14 protein-coding genes and 1 pseudogene are annotated in these 14,841 nt (G+C 61.0%); 7 read left to right on the top strand and 8 right to left on the bottom strand.

Going from position 1 to position 14,841, the window contains the following annotated elements; translation table 11 throughout:
- Positions 1–55: 55 nt before the first annotated feature.
- The 4 genes and pseudogenes from D8U61_RS22555 to D8U61_RS22540 form a co-directional block, all read right to left on the bottom strand.
- On the bottom strand, positions 56–328 hold the full coding sequence (locus tag D8U61_RS22555) for an oxidative damage protection protein (protein WP_016772129.1): 273 nt from the start codon (positions 326–328) through the stop codon (positions 56–58).
- Complete coding sequence (gene mutY / locus D8U61_RS22550; protein WP_130927690.1) at positions 325–1,392, bottom strand: A/G-specific adenine glycosylase; 1,068 nt, start codon at positions 1,390–1,392, stop codon at positions 325–327. The genes D8U61_RS22555 and mutY overlap by 4 nt, the downstream gene beginning before the upstream one ends.
- Entirely contained in the window at positions 1,389–3,605 is a 2,217-nt protein-coding gene (locus tag D8U61_RS22545) for an AsmA family protein (protein WP_130927689.1), read from the bottom strand. The genes mutY and D8U61_RS22545 overlap by 4 nt, the downstream gene beginning before the upstream one ends.
- Positions 3,606–3,683: 78 nt before the next feature.
- Positions 3,684–3,898 (bottom strand): annotated as a pseudogene (locus D8U61_RS22540) (acetyl-CoA sensor PanZ family protein); the annotation flags it as partial.
- 231 nt (positions 3,899–4,129) lie between these two features.
- Here D8U61_RS22540 and D8U61_RS22535 point away from each other — a divergent pair.
- The 7 genes from D8U61_RS22535 (at position 4,130) to D8U61_RS22500 (ending at position 9,949) form a co-directional block, all read left to right on the top strand.
- Positions 4,130–5,794, top strand: coding sequence for an OFA family MFS transporter (locus tag D8U61_RS22535; protein WP_016772126.1), 1,665 nt, complete (start codon positions 4,130–4,132; stop codon positions 5,792–5,794).
- Between the two features lie 273 nt (positions 5,795–6,067).
- Positions 6,068–6,661, top strand: coding sequence for an imidazoleglycerol-phosphate dehydratase HisB (hisB, locus tag D8U61_RS22525; RefSeq protein ID WP_016772125.1), 594 nt, complete (start codon positions 6,068–6,070; stop codon positions 6,659–6,661).
- Positions 6,661–7,299, top strand: a complete 639-nt coding sequence (gene hisH, locus D8U61_RS22520; protein ID WP_016772124.1) for an imidazole glycerol phosphate synthase subunit HisH — start codon at positions 6,661–6,663, stop codon at positions 7,297–7,299. Before hisB ends, hisH begins: the two co-directional genes overlap by 1 nt.
- Entirely contained in the window at positions 7,300–7,560 is a 261-nt protein-coding gene (locus D8U61_RS22515; RefSeq protein ID WP_016772123.1) for a DUF2164 domain-containing protein, read from the top strand.
- Between the two features lie 42 nt (positions 7,561–7,602).
- Entirely contained in the window at positions 7,603–8,340 is a 738-nt protein-coding gene (hisA, locus tag D8U61_RS22510) for a 1-(5-phosphoribosyl)-5-[(5-phosphoribosylamino)methylideneamino]imidazole-4-carboxamide isomerase (RefSeq protein ID WP_056787231.1), read from the top strand.
- A 9-nt stretch (positions 8,341–8,349) separates the two neighbouring features.
- Positions 8,350–9,120, top strand: a complete 771-nt coding sequence (hisF, locus tag D8U61_RS22505; RefSeq protein ID WP_016772122.1) for an imidazole glycerol phosphate synthase subunit HisF — start codon at positions 8,350–8,352, stop codon at positions 9,118–9,120.
- A gap of 73 nt (positions 9,121–9,193) precedes the next feature.
- Complete coding sequence (locus D8U61_RS22500) at positions 9,194–9,949, top strand: ABC transporter substrate-binding protein (RefSeq protein ID WP_123444045.1); 756 nt, start codon at positions 9,194–9,196, stop codon at positions 9,947–9,949.
- On the opposite strand, the gene D8U61_RS22495 is transcribed toward D8U61_RS22500, so the two are convergent.
- The 4 genes from D8U61_RS22495 to D8U61_RS22480 all read right to left on the bottom strand — a co-directional run bounded on the left by D8U61_RS22495 (position 9,930) and on the right by D8U61_RS22480 (position 14,840).
- On the bottom strand, positions 9,930–11,306 hold the full coding sequence (locus D8U61_RS22495) for a Vps62-related protein (protein WP_130927687.1): 1,377 nt from the start codon (positions 11,304–11,306) through the stop codon (positions 9,930–9,932). The two genes, D8U61_RS22500 and D8U61_RS22495, sit on opposite strands and share 20 nt — an antisense overlap.
- Positions 11,307–11,423: 117 nt before the next feature.
- Positions 11,424–12,200 carry a divergent polysaccharide deacetylase family protein gene (locus D8U61_RS22490; protein ID WP_125925789.1) on the bottom strand — a complete coding sequence of 259 codons (777 nt, stop codon included), beginning with the start codon at positions 12,198–12,200 and terminating at the stop codon, positions 11,424–11,426.
- Positions 12,201–12,202: 2 nt separating this feature from the next.
- Positions 12,203–13,522 carry a S41 family peptidase gene (locus tag D8U61_RS22485; RefSeq protein ID WP_039756590.1) on the bottom strand — a complete coding sequence of 440 codons (1,320 nt, stop codon included), beginning with the start codon at positions 13,520–13,522 and terminating at the stop codon, positions 12,203–12,205.
- Between the two features lie 31 nt (positions 13,523–13,553).
- On the bottom strand, positions 13,554–14,840 hold the full coding sequence (locus D8U61_RS22480; RefSeq protein ID WP_093105956.1) for a murein hydrolase activator EnvC: 1,287 nt from the start codon (positions 14,838–14,840) through the stop codon (positions 13,554–13,556).
- Position 14,841 lies beyond the last annotated feature (1 nt).

The following is a 14,841-nucleotide window of genomic DNA, read 5'->3' as shown; positions in this document are numbered from 1 at the left end:
CAACGACTTTTTGAAAATTTCTTAAATTAATTCCGTCGCTTACGAAATATACCGGTTATTCGGCTGGCGGCACGTAGCCTTCGGCCTTGGCGTATTCCTCGCCGGAGAAGTACTTGTCCATTTCGCCCTGCAGGTATTTGCGATCTTCGGCGTTCATCATGTTCAGGCGCTTTTCGTTGATCAGCAGGGTCTGGTGTTTCTGCCAGTCGGCCCAGGCCTTGGCCGAGACGTGGTCGAAAATGTCCTGGCCCTTGGCACCCGGGAAAGGGGCGCGTTCCAGCGCGGGCAGTTCTTCTTTGTACTTGCGGCACATTACGGTGCGGGTCATGTCGATTCTCCTGCATTCAAGACGGCGGCCGCGCGCTCAAGCAAGGTCTTGACCGGGGCAGCAAGGCCCAGGCGCGGCGGGGTGGCGAGGTTATACCAGAGCCAGTCGGCCTCGGCCACGTGATGGCTGGCTTCCTGTACCTGAACCAGCCACGGTTCGATGGACAACTGGAAATGGCTGAAGGTGTGAACCAGGCTCGGCAGCGCCTGCTGCTGGCCCATGGTCAGCGAGTGCTGATCGGCCAGATGTTGCAGATCTTCCAGGTCGTCCAGTTCCGGCAGGCTCCACAAACCGCCCCACAGTCCCGTCGACGGGCGGCGATAAAGCAGAATCGCACCTTCGCCGTTGGCCAGCATTGGCATCAGCGTGCGTTTCTGCGGGATGGCCTTGCGCGGCTTGGGAATCGGATAACGGGTTTCCAGGCCAAGCATGTGCGCTTCACAGCCACGCTTGAGCGGGCACAGCAGACAGCTCGGCTTGCTGCGCGTGCAGAGTGTGGCGCCAAGATCCATCATCGCCTGGGTGTAGGCGTTGACCCGATCGTGCGGGGTGAAGCGCTCGGCGTTGGCCCAGAGTTGTTTGGCCACCTTCGGTTCGCCGGGGTAGCCCTCTTGCGCGGTGAAGCGCGCCAGCACGCGTTTGACGTTGCCATCGAGGATCGGCGCGCGCAGGCCCATGCTGATGCTGGCGATCGCCCCGGCGGTGGACAGGCCGATGCCCGGCAGCTCGGTGAGTTTTTCCACGTCGCGCGGGAATTCGCCAGCGTACTGGCTGACGACGATCTTCGCGGTCTTCTGCAGGTTGCGTGCGCGAGTGTAGTAACCCAGCCCGGTCCACAGGTGCAGCACCTCGTCTTCCGGCGCTGCGGCCAGCGCATCGACGGTTGGCAGCGCCGCCATGAAGCGTTCGAAGTAATTGAGCACGGTGCTGACCTGGGTCTGCTGCAACATGATCTCGGACACCCAGACCCGATATGGATTGATGTCCTGCTGCCACGGCAAATCGTGGCGGCCATGGCGGTCGAACCACTCCAGCACCGCCGTGGAAAATTGCTCTGCTGTCATCGCTTGAACAGCCCCTTCAACGCGTCTTTCAATTCCGGGCTGACTTTATCGCCCAGTTTTTCGTCGATTTTCTCGCTGAGCTTGTTGCCAGCCATCTTGCTGGCGACCTGACCGAGACGGTCATTGTCGACGCGGCAGGCCTTGGCGCCCAGTTCCAGCGGGCCACGGCAGCGCAGTGGCCACTCGATGCCGACGAACTTCTCGCCGACCTGACAGGCCGGGTCGGGCATGGCGCTGGTGTCGCCCTCGACGATGATGCCGACGCGGTAATCCATGCCGAGCACGCGCAGGTCGATGTCGCCGTCACCGTTGACCGTCATGCCGGGGATGCGCACTTTCAGGTCGGGGTTGCTGGCGACGCCGTTGCGCACGGTCAGGTTGCCCTTGAGCTCTTCGAACGGCGTGTCCTTGCCCCGTGGCTCGCCGCTGAGGGATTTGCGATTGAGGGTGGCGATGCCTTTGCACAATTGCTGTTCAAGGTTGGCGTTGAGCAGCACGCCGTTGTTGATGACGAAACTGGCGTTGCCGTTCAGCGTATCGATCAACGCCTGTTGGCTGTTGCCGCTGCCGGTGAGGCTGCTGGTCAGCGTTACCAGACCTTTGACCGGCGGATTCTTGCCTTGGCTTTCGATAATTTTTTCCGCCGGGACGCGATTGAGCCGGGTCTGCAGGTTCAGTACCGGCGCGCTTGGGCGCACGTCGAGTGTGCCGTTGGCGACGAAGCCGCCGTTGTACAGATCACCGCTCAGGTTAGTCAGCGTCAGCAGGCCGCCCTGGCCGGTGGCTTTGAGCGCGGCGTTCTGGATCGGCAGTTTGTCGAGGGTCAGTTGGCCGAAAGTCAGATCGGCGTCCACGTCGAGTTTGGCCAGGCGTTCGACCGGCAGCAGACGCTCGGTGCTCCAGGCGGTTTTGCTCGGTTTGTCCGGCAGCGGCGTGGTGCCTGCGACGGCGCCGGCCTCGGTGCTGGCGACTTCGGCCTGACGCGTCTGCGTCGCGCTATTGGCCTGAGCCGATTTCGGTGGCAGGTAGCGGTCGACGTTGAACGTGTCGGCCTTGAGAATCGCGCGCAGCGACTGTTTGGCGAAGTCCTCGATGGCGATGCGGCCGCTGAAGCTGCTGTCATCGAGTTTCAGGTTGATGTTGTCGAACGACAGGCTGGTCGGAGTGGCAGCAACGCGGCTGACCAGTTCGACCTTGCTCAGGCTGCCTTCGCCCATCGCCGGCAGTGTCTGGCCGATGCTGTCGACGAATTTCGCCAGATCGAACTGGGCAATGGAAATGCCGCCGCTGATCTGTGGCGTCTTGTCGAGGTCGTTGGCTTTCAGCTCGCCCAATGCGCGCAACTGGTTGGCGGAAATCTTGATGCCGGTCCATTCGGCGACGTTCGCTGCCTTGTCCAGCAATAACTGGCCCTGAGCAGAGAAGGTCATGGTTTTGCCTTGCAGCGGATCGCCAGCGAGCTCGCCGGTCAGCTTCAGGTCTTCGAACTTGTAACGCTGCAAGGCGCGCTCGAAGCGCAGCTCGCCGTTGAGCTCGGTGCGCACGCGCAGTACCGGTTGGTTGGTGCCAAGGAACGCGGTGGCTTTCACCGGGATATTGGTCGAATCGTGTACCGGGCCGGTGCTCAACTGAATGCTTTCGGCACTGAACTGCTTGCCGGTCAGCTCATCGGTGTATTCAACGCGGGCGTTGTTGACGGTCAGGCTGTCGATGTCGAGGCGGATCGGTTGCGCCGGTTTTTCCACGGCGAGGGTCGGCTCGCTGGCGGTCGCGCCCGCTGTGGCCGGTGGAGTCGCCCCCGGCGCCACAGGCACCTTGCCGATGTCTTCCCAGTTGCCGTGGCCGTTCTTGTCACGGTTCAGGCGCAGGTTGAGGCCTTCGACGCGCACGTCACTCATCTGCACTTCGCGGCGCAACAGCGGCAGCACGCGCACGGACAGGCCGAGCATCTGCAAGTCGGCAAACGGTTCGGCAGGTTTGGCCAGGGTGGCGACGCTGGCTTCGTGCAATTCCAGGCCGAGCCACGGGAACAGGCTCCAGCCGATATCGCCATTGAGCGTCAGCTCGATGTGGGCCTTGTCGCGGGCAATCTGGCGGATCTCGTCTTTATAGTCGTTGGGATCGAAGAGGTGGGTCAGGGCAAAGCCTGCCGCCACAATGATCAGCAACAGCCCGAGAAGTACCAGACCCAGGATTTTGCCGAACGCTTTCATGGGCGAGTCCTTGTAGTTAGTCGAATTGGTCATATGGCCGGGGAGTATAGCGCTGCCGGCACCCGGTTCGGTGTGGCGTCATCTGCCGAGGGTCGGCGGCGGCACCTGCAACTTCGCCACAGGGCCTGCGCTTGAGGATGCCCGGCGGGCGCCAGAGGGTGCAATCCGGCCCACGCTTGCGACGCCATTTTTTGCGCTTGGTTCACCAGTCGTTCAGTCACGCCCAGGCGACGGGTAACTTTTCGCACGCATAAATGGGACAAGTAGCAAACGGCGTGGTGCCTTTGCAGACGCGGGGTTGGCGGCTTCCCCAGTCGTACGAGAACAGATGACTTGAAAAAAGGTGATATCAGTTTGGTTTTTCTGTCACCTGAGAATGGTAACCTTCGCCAGTTCGTCCGCCCGTCTGCGACTTAACGTCGCGCCTTCAAGGAGCTTCACCTAAAAAAACGGTCATGCCTGCGTGCATAAGGCCGAGGGTGAGCAGTGGCTGGCGAACCATACTAACAATTGGGGGATACACAATGAGCACGAGCATCACGGCGGACGGCCTCAAAGCCGACCAGCCTGCGTTCCTGTCCAAGGAACGCATCATCGCCAAGCCCGGTTTCAACCGCTGGCTGGTTCCACCGGCCGCTTTGGCCATTCACCTGTGCATCGGCATGGCCTACGGCTTCTCGGTGTTCTGGCTGCCGCTGTCCAAGGCACTCGGCGTTACCGCGCCGGTGGCTTGCGCGCCGGACATGAGCTTCATCGCACAGGTATTTTCGTCGAACTGCGACTGGCCGATCTCCATGCTCGGCTGGATCTACACGCTGTTCTTCATCTTCCTCGGCTGCTCGGCAGCGATCTGGGGTGGCTGGCTGGAACACGCCGGGCCTCGTAAAGCGGGCGTGGTCTCGGCCTTGTGCTGGTGCGGCGGTCTGCTGATTTCCGCGCTGGGTATCTATACCCACCAGATCTGGCTGATGTGGATCGGCTCCGGCGTGATCGGCGGTATCGGTCTGGGCCTGGGCTATATCTCGCCGGTGTCGACCCTGATCAAGTGGTTCCCGGACAAGCGCGGCATGGCGACCGGCATGGCGATCATGGGCTTCGGTGGCGGCGCGATGGTCGGCGCACCACTGGCGACTGCACTGATGAGCCACTTCGCATCGCCAGAAGGCGTGGGCGTATGGCAGAGCTTCGTGGCCATGGCGGCCATTTACTTCGTGTTCATGATCGGTGGCGCACTGTCCTACCGCGTGCCGCCAACCGGCTGGAAACCTGAAGGCTGGACCGCTCCGGCGAAGAAAGCTTCCAATGCCATGATCACCAACCGTCACGTCCACGTGAACGTAGCGTGGAAAACTCCGCAATTCCGTCTGGTCTGGCTGGTGCTGTGCCTGAACGTGTCGGCGGGTATCGGTATCCTCGGCATGGCTTCGCCACTGTTGCAGGAAGTGTTCGGCGGCAAACTGCTGGGCGTCGATGTGCCGTTCGGTCAACTCGACGCTGGCCAACTGGCCTCGATCGCGGCGATCGCAGCGGGCTTCACTGGTCTGCTGAGCCTGTTCAACATCGGTGGCCGGTTCTTCTGGGCCTCGTTCTCCGACTACCTGGGCCGCAAGAACACTTACTTCGTGTTCTTCGCGCTGGGTTTTGCCCTGTACGCGCTGATTCCGAACATGGGCCATCTGGGCAACGTTGCGCTGTTCGTGGCGGCGTTCTGCATCATCCTGTCGATGTACGGCGGTGGTTTTGCCACCGTTCCGGCGTATCTGGCCGACCTGTTCGGTACGCAGATGGTCGGTGCGATCCACGGTCGTCTGCTGACTGCCTGGGCCGCTGCCGGCGTGCTCGGTCCGGTGCTGGTCAACTACCTGCGTGAATATCAGTTGAGCATCGGCGTGGAACGCGCTGCCGCTTACGACATCACCCTGTACATCCTCGCCGGCCTGCTGGTGCTGGGCTTCCTGTGCAACCTGATGGTGCGCCCGGTGGCCGACAAGTACTTCATGACCGACGCCGAACTGGCCGCCGAACAGGCGCTGGGCCACGACAAGGGTGCCGATGCCAGCACCGTTCTGGAGTGGAAAGCAGCGCCGGGCACCAAGCCTCTGGCGATCGCGGCATGGCTGGTGGTGGGTATTCCGTTGGCGTGGGGTGTGTGGGTGACCCTGCAGAAGACGGCGGTACTGTTTCACTAAGGTGTTAGCTGAATAAACACCGAACCTGTGGGAGCGAGCCTGCTCGCGAAGACGGAGCACCAGTCGACATCCATGTTGGCTGGCGTGCCGCATTCGCGAGCAGGCTCGCTCCCACATTCGTTTATGGCATGCCTGTACTGGCTTGTATGGACATGTCTACCCGCGACAGCCGGGCGTTCTATCCGTCAGGCATCTCACCTCTCGTGTTTCTGTTTGCCTCCTGCGTGCCTATAATGGCTGCCTTTTTCGCCCAATGATTTTGCGGAGCTGGTGATGGCCGAACGTAAGGCGTCTGTCGAGCGCGACACTCTGGAAACCCAGATCAAAGCCTCGATCAACCTTGATGGCACCGGAAAGGCCCGATTCGATATCGGTGTACCTTTTCTTGAGCACATGCTGGATCAGATCGCCCGTCACGGGTTGATCGACCTGGATATCGAATGCAAGGGCGATCTGCATATCGACGACCACCATACGGTGGAAGACGTCGGTATCACCCTCGGCCAAGCCTTCGCCAAAGCCATCGGCGACAAAAAAGGCATCCGTCGCTACGGCCATGCCTACGTGCCGCTCGATGAAGCGCTGTCGCGCGTGGTAATCGATTTCTCCGGTCGCCCGGGCCTGCAGATGCACGTGCCGTACACCCGCGCTACCGTCGGCGGTTTCGACGTTGACCTGTTCCAGGAATTCTTCCAGGGCTTCGTCAACCACGCGCTGGTCAGCGTGCACATCGACAACCTGCGCGGCACCAACACTCACCACCAGATCGAAACCGTGTTCAAGGCTTTCGGCCGCGCGCTGCGCATGGCCGTAGAGCTGGACGAGCGCATGGCCGGGCAAATGCCATCGACCAAAGGCGTTCTGTAATGCAGACGGTTGCAGTTATCGACTACGGCATGGGCAATCTGCACTCGGTGGCCAAGGCTCTTGAGCACGTCGGCGCCGGCAAGGTGCTGATCACCAGCGATGCGAACGTAATTCGTGAAGCCGACCGCGTGGTATTCCCGGGCGTTGGCGCGATTCGCGATTGCATGGCGGAGATCCGTCGCCTCGGCTTCGATTCGCTGGTCCGTGAGGTCAGCCAGGATCGGCCGTTCCTCGGCATCTGTGTCGGCATGCAAGCCCTGCTCGATACCAGCGAAGAGAACGCCGGCGTCGACTGCATCGGCCTGTTTCCGGGCGCGGTGAAATTCTTCGGCAAGGATCTGCACGAAGACGGCGAGCACCTGAAGGTCCCGCACATGGGCTGGAACGAGGTGAAGCAGAACATCAGTCACCCGTTGTGGCATGACATCCCGGATCTGGCGCGTTTCTACTTCGTGCACAGCTACTACATCGCCGCCGCCAATGCGCGGCAGGTGGTAGGCAGCGGTCATTACGGTGTCGATTTCGCCGCAGCGCTGGCCGACGGTTCGCGTTTCGCCGTGCAGTTCCACCCGGAGAAAAGCCATACCCACGGCCTGCAACTGCTGCAGAACTTCGCTGCGTGGGACGGTCGCTGGTAGATGGCTGTCAAGAAATCCAAACCGCCGATTCTGACCCTCACTCCCGAGCAGGAGAGCGAGGCCAGTCGCAAGATTCAGCGGTTCATGGAAGATCGTTTCGAATTGGACCTGGGTTCGTTCGAGGCGGCGGAAATTCTTGAGCTGTTTACCCGCGAGATTGCTCCGCACTATTACAACAGGGCGATTTTCGATGTGCAGACCCACCTCAAGGAACGGTTTGAAAGCATCGAAAGCGACCTGTGGGCGCTCGAGAAAAACTGATTCCCGAGCCAAGCTGAACATTCCAATTTTAAGGTTTGCCAGATGCTGATTATTCCCGCTATCGATCTCAAAGACGGTGCCTGCGTACGTCTGCGCCAGGGCCGCATGGAAGATTCCACGGTGTTCTCCGATGACCCGGTGAGCATGGCTGCCAAGTGGGTGGAGGGCGGTTGCCGTCGTCTGCATCTGGTCGACCTGAACGGCGCGTTCGAAGGTCAGCCGGTCAACGGCGAAGTGGTTACCGCAATCGCCAAGCGTTACCCGACCCTGCCGATCCAGATTGGCGGCGGTATCCGTTCGCTGGAAACCATCGAGCATTACGTCAAGGCTGGCGTGAGCTACGTGATCATCGGCACCAAAGCCGTGAAAGATCCGGCGTTCGTTGCTGAAGCCTGCCGTGCGTTTCCGGGCAAGATCATTGTCGGTCTGGATGCGAAAGACGGTTTCGTCGCCACCGACGGCTGGGCTGAGATCAGCACCGTGCAGGTCATTGACCTGGCCAAGCAGTTCGAAGCCGACGGCGTGTCCTCGATCGTTTATACCGACATTGCCAAAGACGGCATGATGCAGGGCTGCAACGTACCGTTCACCGCTGCGCTGGCCGCTGCCACCAGGATTCCGGTGATCGCTTCCGGCGGCATCCATAACCTGGGTGACATCAAGTCGCTGCTCGACGCCAAGGCACCGGGCATCATCGGCGCGATTACCGGCCGGGCGATCTACGAAGGCACTCTCGACGTCGCCGAAGCGCAAGCTTTCTGCGATTCGTACCAAGGCTGAGGACTGACCATGGCGCTGGCCAAACGCATCATCCCTTGCCTGGACGTGGACAACGGCCGGGTCGTCAAAGGTGTGAAGTTCGAGAACATCCGCGACGCCGGTGACCCGGTGGAAATCGCCCGTCGCTACGACGAGCAGGGCGCCGACGAGATTACCTTTCTCGACATCACCGCCAGCGTCGATGGTCGTGACACTACGCTGCATACCGTCGAGCGCATGGCCAGCCAGGTGTTCATTCCGCTGACCGTCGGCGGTGGCGTGCGTACCGTGCAGGACATCCGCAACCTGCTCAATGCAGGCGCGGACAAGGTGTCGATCAACACCGCCGCCGTGTTCAATCCGGAGTTCGTTGGCGAAGCCGCGCAGCATTTCGGCTCGCAGTGCATCGTCGTCGCCATCGACGCCAAGAAAGTCTCCGGCCCCGGCGAAACCCCGCGCTGGGAAATCTTCACCCACGGCGGGCGCAAGCCGACCGGCCTCGACGCGGTCGAGTGGGCGAAGAAAATGGAAGGCCTCGGTGCTGGCGAAATCCTCCTGACCAGCATGGATCAGGACGGCATGAAAAACGGCTTCGACCTCGGCGTGACCCGCGCCATCAGCGACGCGCTGGGCATTCCGGTGATCGCTTCCGGTGGCGTCGGCAATTTGCAGCATCTGGCCGACGGCATTCTCGAAGGCCATGCCAGTGCGGTGCTGGCGGCAAGTATTTTCCACTTCGGCGAATACACCGTGCAGGAAGCCAAAGCCTACATGTCGCATCGCGGCATCGTCATGCGCTAAAGCGTACAGGCCAGTGGACAGCATGGCGCGCCCAAGGCACTCTTGGGCACGCCATGGATTCCGGTAGCCCGACATGATCAAACGCCTGCTTGTTGTTCTCGCCAGCGCCTCGTTGTTGTTCATCAGCAATGCCCGGGCCGAAACCAGTCCCGACACCGATCTGGTGCTGCTCACCGAAAATTTCCCGCCGTACAACATGGCGAAGAATGGCAAGAATTTCGCCCAGGGCGACAACATCAACGGCATTGCCACGGACATCGTTCGCGAGATGTTCCAGCGCGCCGGCCTCACCTACAGCCTGACCCTGCGTTTCCCCTGGGAACGTGTCTACAAGCTCGCCCTGGAAAATCCCGGTTACGGGGCCTTCGTTATGGCGCGCCTGCCCGATCGCGAAAGACTGTTCAAATGGGTCGGCCCGATCGGCCCGGATGACTGGATTCTGCTGGCCAAGGCTGACAGCAAGATCACCCTCGACACCCTCAACGACGCGCGCAAATACAAGATCGGCGCCTACAAGGGGGATGCGATTGCCGAGACACTCACCAAGCAAGGCCTCAAACCAGTGGTGGTGCTGCGCGATCAGGACAACGCTAAAAAGCTGCTCAATGGCCAGATCGATCTGTGGGCCACGGGTGATCCTGCCGGCCGTTATCTGGCACGGCAGGATGGCGTGACCGGTCTGAAGACCGTGCTGCGCTTCAACAGCGCCGAGTTGTACCTGGCGCTGAACAAGGATGTTTCCGATGACGTCGTCGCCAGGTTGCAGACCGCGCTGGATCAGTTGCGCAAGGAAGGCGTGGTCGATGAAATCATGGCGCGCTATCTGTGACCACATCCAGATCAGGCGATGGCAGCGCTTCTACGCTGGTGCTGTCGATGCCTGTCTCAGCGGGGATATCCGACGTCAGCGATGGGCACGAACTGACTGACTCGATGGATTGCGGCGGGTATTGCGTCAGCAGAACGCTGGAGTCGTCGGTATAGCCGAAATCGACCGCCACTTGAGTACCGTCTTCCCTCACCAGTTCGTAATGGCTTTGCATCTGATAGACCGCTACGGCTGATTGTTTTGGCACCATGGCAATCACGATCTGCGGTCGCAGCTCGTGCCAGCCGTTGGAAGACGCTTCAGTGTGGGTCAGGGCCTTCGGCAGGCAAGCCGAGAATCTGGTCATGCGGATGTCGCTCAGAGGCGCGGATGGCCAGGCTTTTACAATTTCCATCGCGGTGAAGCTATGGAACATCCGCATCGTCACGGCGCTCTGCGCGCGCGGCGCAGTCCATTTTCTCGCGCGGTATGTGTCTGCCTCATTGCGCTCATAACCGATGAGCACGTATTGGTCGGTCCTCTTGAGTGCATAGTAAGGTGAGTTGCGAAACTGCTCACCGGGATGCGCATGGTCTCGCACCGCGAACCAGGGCAGGCGGGCAACATGTGTGACTGTGGCGGGTTCGCTTTCGGCTGGCTTGGCATAGCCACCGAGAACCGGAACCTGCGGTGGTTCGCTCAGTTGCACAGGGATCTGCATGCGCAACGCGTACGCCGATGAAGGTGCCGCAGGCTTGCTGTAGCCCTGAATGCCGGCGAATGTGCCCGCTGCAAACAGGATTTCGCCTGCTGCCGCAGTCGGCGGTTCGATGGCGTAGGCACTGAAACTCATTTTGGCGCCGCTACCTTTGTCATTCCAGATCAACTCGCCGAGGTTCGCCGCGACGACGAGGTCGACCCTGACGCAACGCACTGAGTTGAGCGAAGGTTTGCAATGATCGGTGGTGCAGACTTGGCCCAAGGCGACGTAACCGACAGGTGCCAAAGGGCGCCAGATCGACAGGCGCGCAACATTGGGCGCCCCGGTTTCTTTCCAGGCCAGTTCAAAATCGACAGGACGCGCCAGTGCCTTGCCTCTGGCGTTTTCGACTCCTTTCAAATCCCTCTCGCAGACCACGGCCGCGACTACTTCGCCGTTGATATTGGCATCGCCGGGGATCAGCATATCGCCCAGCTGGAAATAGCCCGGCAGTGCATCCGGAGCGGGGGCAGGGCGCCAGAAGGTGGCGGGTTTCGCTTTCGAGCCGTTGCTGCTCCAGACCCGATTGAATTCCGTGGTGAAGTTGATCAGCAGGTTGTCCTGGATGATCGGTTCCATTTGCCGTGGCAGCGCTGCAATATTGTCTTCGATAATCATGATGATTCCTGATAGTTGAAAGCGACGCGAGGGCGTCGCGACCTGTTGCAGGTCGCACTATCGGAAACGGGGACGGTTATCGGGTGGTAACTATGTATGTGCCAGCGTCACAGGGTTTTACCGGTAAACGCCGTCCTTGCCATGCCCAGCCATGGCCCGATTGCTGCGCACGCTGATCATCTGCCGGATATCGATCCAGTCGATGCCTTGCGCTTTGAGCTTGGGTAATTCGCGCTCCAGCACCGCCAGGGTCTGCGGATACGGATGGCCGATCATCACCGCTGAGCCCTGTTTGTGCGCCAGGGCGATTGCGGTCTGCAACTGATTGGCAATGGCCGCTTCGGTGCGCTCATCATCGAGAAACACGTCTCTGGAAACGCTGGCCAGATCGATTTTCTGCGCCTGCTGCGCAGCGACCGTTTGAGCGCTGGTGCGGCTGTCGACGAAGAACTTGTGCCGACGCTGCAATTCGCCCATCAACCACGCCATCGCCGCAGGCTGCGCGGTCATGCGGCTGCCCATGTGATTGTTGATGCCGGCGGTGAACGGGACTTTTTCAAACGCGGCATTCAGGCGTTTCTGCAGCTCTTCGATGGGCAGTTCGGGGTGCCAGGCGTACGGCCCGGTGGCCGGATCCATGGGCATGTGCAGGATGACGATCTTGCCGGCGCGATGGGCTTCGCGGGCAAATTCGCTGGCGTGGGGGGTGTCGGGCATGATCGCCGCCGTGACCGGGCCGGGCAGGGCGAGCACGCGACGATCCCGGGGCAGGTTCTGCCCCAGGTCATCGATGATCAATGTCAGGTAGGCCTTGTGCGGGGAAGAGATGGCGGACTCTGCTTGGGCAAAGCCCGCCAGACAGCACAACAGGACGCAGAGTGCGCGGAGCAACATCCTCAGCGGCCGGAGGTGATGCTCAGGCCTTTGAGCAGGCTCAGGGCCTGGGCCAGCTGGTAATCGTCATCCTGCGGCATCGCTTTGGCCTTGCCGCCGGAACCGCTCGGTTTGTCGGCGCCGCCGTTGCCGTTGCCCAAATGACCTTGCAGATCGGCTTCCTTGAAGTATTCGCTGTCGGCTTCGTTGGTGATCTTCGCGCGGCGCACTTCGATGTCCGGCACGATGCCCTGAGCCTGGATCGAGCGGCCGTTCGGCGTGAAGTACAGCGCGGTGGTGATCTTCAGCGCGCGGTCGTTGTTCAGCGGCAGCACGGTCTGCACCGAGCCCTTGCCGAAACTGGTGGTGCCCATGACCACGGCACGCTTCTGGTCCTGCAGGGCGCCGGCGACGATTTCCGAAGCCGAGGCACTGCCACCGTTGATCAGCACGACCATCGGTACCGCTTCGCTTTCGTCCTTGCCGGTGGCGGAGAAGCGCAATTCGGAGTTGGCGATGCGGCCCTTGGTGTAGACGATCAGGCCTTTGGTGATGAAGTGGTCGACCACTTCCACTGCCGATTGCAGTACGCCGCCCGGGTTGTTGCGCAGGTCGAGAATGATGCCGTTGAGCTTCTTGCCGTTGTCCTTGCGCAGTTTGGCCAGAGCCTTGGAGACTTCTTCGCCGGTCTTGACCTGGAACTGGGTGATGCGGATGTAGCCGTAGCCCGATTCCAGCAGTTGCGCCTTGACGCTTTTCACCTGAATCACTGCACGGGCCAGGGTCACATCGAACGGCGTGCCGCCATCGCGAACCAGGGTCAGGGTGATTTTCTGGCCGATCTTGCCGCGCATCTTGTCGACGGCTTCGGTCATGGTCTGGCCGCGGGTTGGCTGGCCGTTGATCTTGACGATGAAGTCGCCAGCCTGAATGCCGGCCTTCGACGCCGGGGTGTCGTCGATCGGCGAGACAACCTTGATGAAGCCGTCCTCGGCGCCGACTTCGATGCCCAGGCCGCCGAATTCACCGCTGGTGCTTTCCTGCAGCTCGGTGAAATCTTCCGGGCCAAGGTAGGCCGAATGCGGATCGAGGTTGCTGAGCATGCCCTTGATCGCGTTTTCCAGCAGAGTCTTGTCGTCCACAGGCTCGACGTACGCGGCTTTGATCCGGTCCATGACCTCGGCGAAGGTGCGCAGCTCTTCCAGCGGCAACGGCGCCTTGGCGGTCGCGGCAGTGCCTGCCGGAGCGACGGTCGGGGCCGGTTGCGCGGCGAACGCCAGAGGCGCGCCGATCACCAGGGCGATCGTCAGGGCCAGCGAGGTAAGGCGGGACAAATGCAGCATGTCGAACGAACTCCTGAATTAGATGGTGCGCTTATCCTTGCGCACGACACCATTGCGCCGGATCACTCGGGTGACCCTGCTGACGAATTGCGAAATACAGCGCTGGCGTGTCCTGACCGCCACTGTTACCGACAGTGGAAATCGACTCGCCAGCCTTGACCACATCACCCGCCGACTTGAGCAGCGTCTGGTTGTGGCCGTAAAGACTCAGAAAACCGTTGCCGTGATCGAGAATCACCAGCAAACCGGCACCGCGCAGCCAATCGGCGAACACCACGCGCCCGCCGTGTACGGCGTGCACCTGGCTGCCGGCGGAAGCGCTGATCATCACGCCATCCCACTTGGTGCGGGCGTCGTCGCCACGGCTTTCACCGAAGCGTGCGAGTAATCGACCATCAACCGGCCACGGAAGTTTTCCCCGGGTCGCAGCAAATGGCCCGCCAAAGGTTTCGCCGCTGCTCGATACCAGCGCGCCGGGGCTTGATCTGGCGGGTTTTCGTGGGGCGTCGCTGTTATCAGCCTGCGCCTCACGCAAACGCTTTTTTTCCGCTTCCTGCTGGGCGATCAGCGCTTTCTGCCGCGCTTCTTCTGCCTCACGAGCCTGACGGGCCAGGGTTTCTTCAATGGTTTTAAGGACTTTAGACAGGTCTGCCTGATCCTGCTCGCGGGCGGCGAGTTTCTGGTCGCGGGCCTTGACGTCGTCATTGAGTTTGGCAAGGACCTGCTGGCGTTCCTTGCGGACTTTCTCGAGTGCTTCGCGCTGCGTGTCGAGGTCGCTTTTCTGCACCAGCAACTGCGCTTGCTGCAGGCCGATGTCTTTTTCGACATTGGCCAGCTGGCGCAGGGTTTCGTTGAAGTTCTTCAACTGCTCCAGGCGTGCCTGGCTCAGGTAGTCGTAATACGTGAGGGTGCGGGCGAACTTCTCGGGGTTCTGCTGATTGAGCAGCAGCTTGAGGTATTCCTGGCGGCCGTTCTGGTACGCCGCTCGCGCCTGAATGGCGATCAGTCGCTGCTGTTCAGTGCGCGCGCTCTGGAGTTTTTTTTTCTCTGCATCGAGCCGCTGTAGCTCGGATTCGCTTTTCTGCAGTTCTTTCTGCAGCGCGTCGACCTGCTTCTGCAGCTTGCCCATCTCGGTTTCAGTGCCCTTGAGCTCTTTCTGCACGCCGGACTTTTCTTCCTGCAGCTTGCCCAAGAGTTTTTTCAGCTCGGCGATATCCTGACGCGTGGCGTCCAACTGCTGTTGGGTTTGCGCGCGCTCGTCGGCGAAGGCCGGCTGGAGCAGACAGGTCAGAGCAAGGGCGATCAGGACGCGAAGCATA

It is taken from the genome of Pseudomonas sp. Sample_14, from assembly GCF_004307515.1.
In the GTDB taxonomy this organism is placed as follows: Bacteria; Pseudomonadota; Gammaproteobacteria; order Pseudomonadales; family Pseudomonadaceae; genus Aquipseudomonas; species Aquipseudomonas atacamensis.
This window is presented reverse-complemented; position numbering and strand designations above follow the sequence as displayed.

Bases quoted from the DNA above. Each gene is read 5' to 3' on its own strand.
- D8U61_RS22495 (WP_130927687.1), bottom strand. From the start codon at position 11,306: ATGATTATCGAAGACAATATTGCAGCGCTGCCACGGCAAATGGAACCG.
- hisF (WP_016772122.1), top strand. From the start codon at position 8,350: ATGGCGCTGGCCAAACGCATCATCCCTTGCCTGGACGTGGACAACGGC.
- D8U61_RS22485 (WP_039756590.1), bottom strand. From the start codon at position 13,522: ATGCTGCATTTGTCCCGCCTTACCTCGCTGGCCCTGACGATCGCCCTG.
- mutY (WP_130927690.1), bottom strand. From the start codon at position 1,392: ATGACAGCAGAGCAATTTTCCACGGCGGTGCTGGAGTGGTTCGACCGC.
- D8U61_RS22500 (WP_123444045.1), top strand. From the start codon at position 9,194: ATGATCAAACGCCTGCTTGTTGTTCTCGCCAGCGCCTCGTTGTTGTTC.
- D8U61_RS22555 (WP_016772129.1), bottom strand. From the start codon at position 328: ATGACCCGCACCGTAATGTGCCGCAAGTACAAAGAAGAACTGCCCGCG.
- D8U61_RS22480 (WP_093105956.1), bottom strand. From the start codon at position 14,840: ATGCTTCGCGTCCTGATCGCCCTTGCTCTGACCTGTCTGCTCCAGCCG.
- hisB (WP_016772125.1), top strand. From the start codon at position 6,068: ATGGCCGAACGTAAGGCGTCTGTCGAGCGCGACACTCTGGAAACCCAG.
- D8U61_RS22490 (WP_125925789.1), bottom strand. From the start codon at position 12,200: ATGTTGCTCCGCGCACTCTGCGTCCTGTTGTGCTGTCTGGCGGGCTTT.
- D8U61_RS22535 (WP_016772126.1), top strand. From the start codon at position 4,130: ATGAGCACGAGCATCACGGCGGACGGCCTCAAAGCCGACCAGCCTGCG.
- hisA (WP_056787231.1), top strand. From the start codon at position 7,603: ATGCTGATTATTCCCGCTATCGATCTCAAAGACGGTGCCTGCGTACGT.
- hisH (WP_016772124.1), top strand. From the start codon at position 6,661: ATGCAGACGGTTGCAGTTATCGACTACGGCATGGGCAATCTGCACTCG.
- D8U61_RS22515 (WP_016772123.1), top strand. From the start codon at position 7,300: ATGGCTGTCAAGAAATCCAAACCGCCGATTCTGACCCTCACTCCCGAG.
- D8U61_RS22545 (WP_130927689.1), bottom strand. From the start codon at position 3,605: ATGAAAGCGTTCGGCAAAATCCTGGGTCTGGTACTTCTCGGGCTGTTG.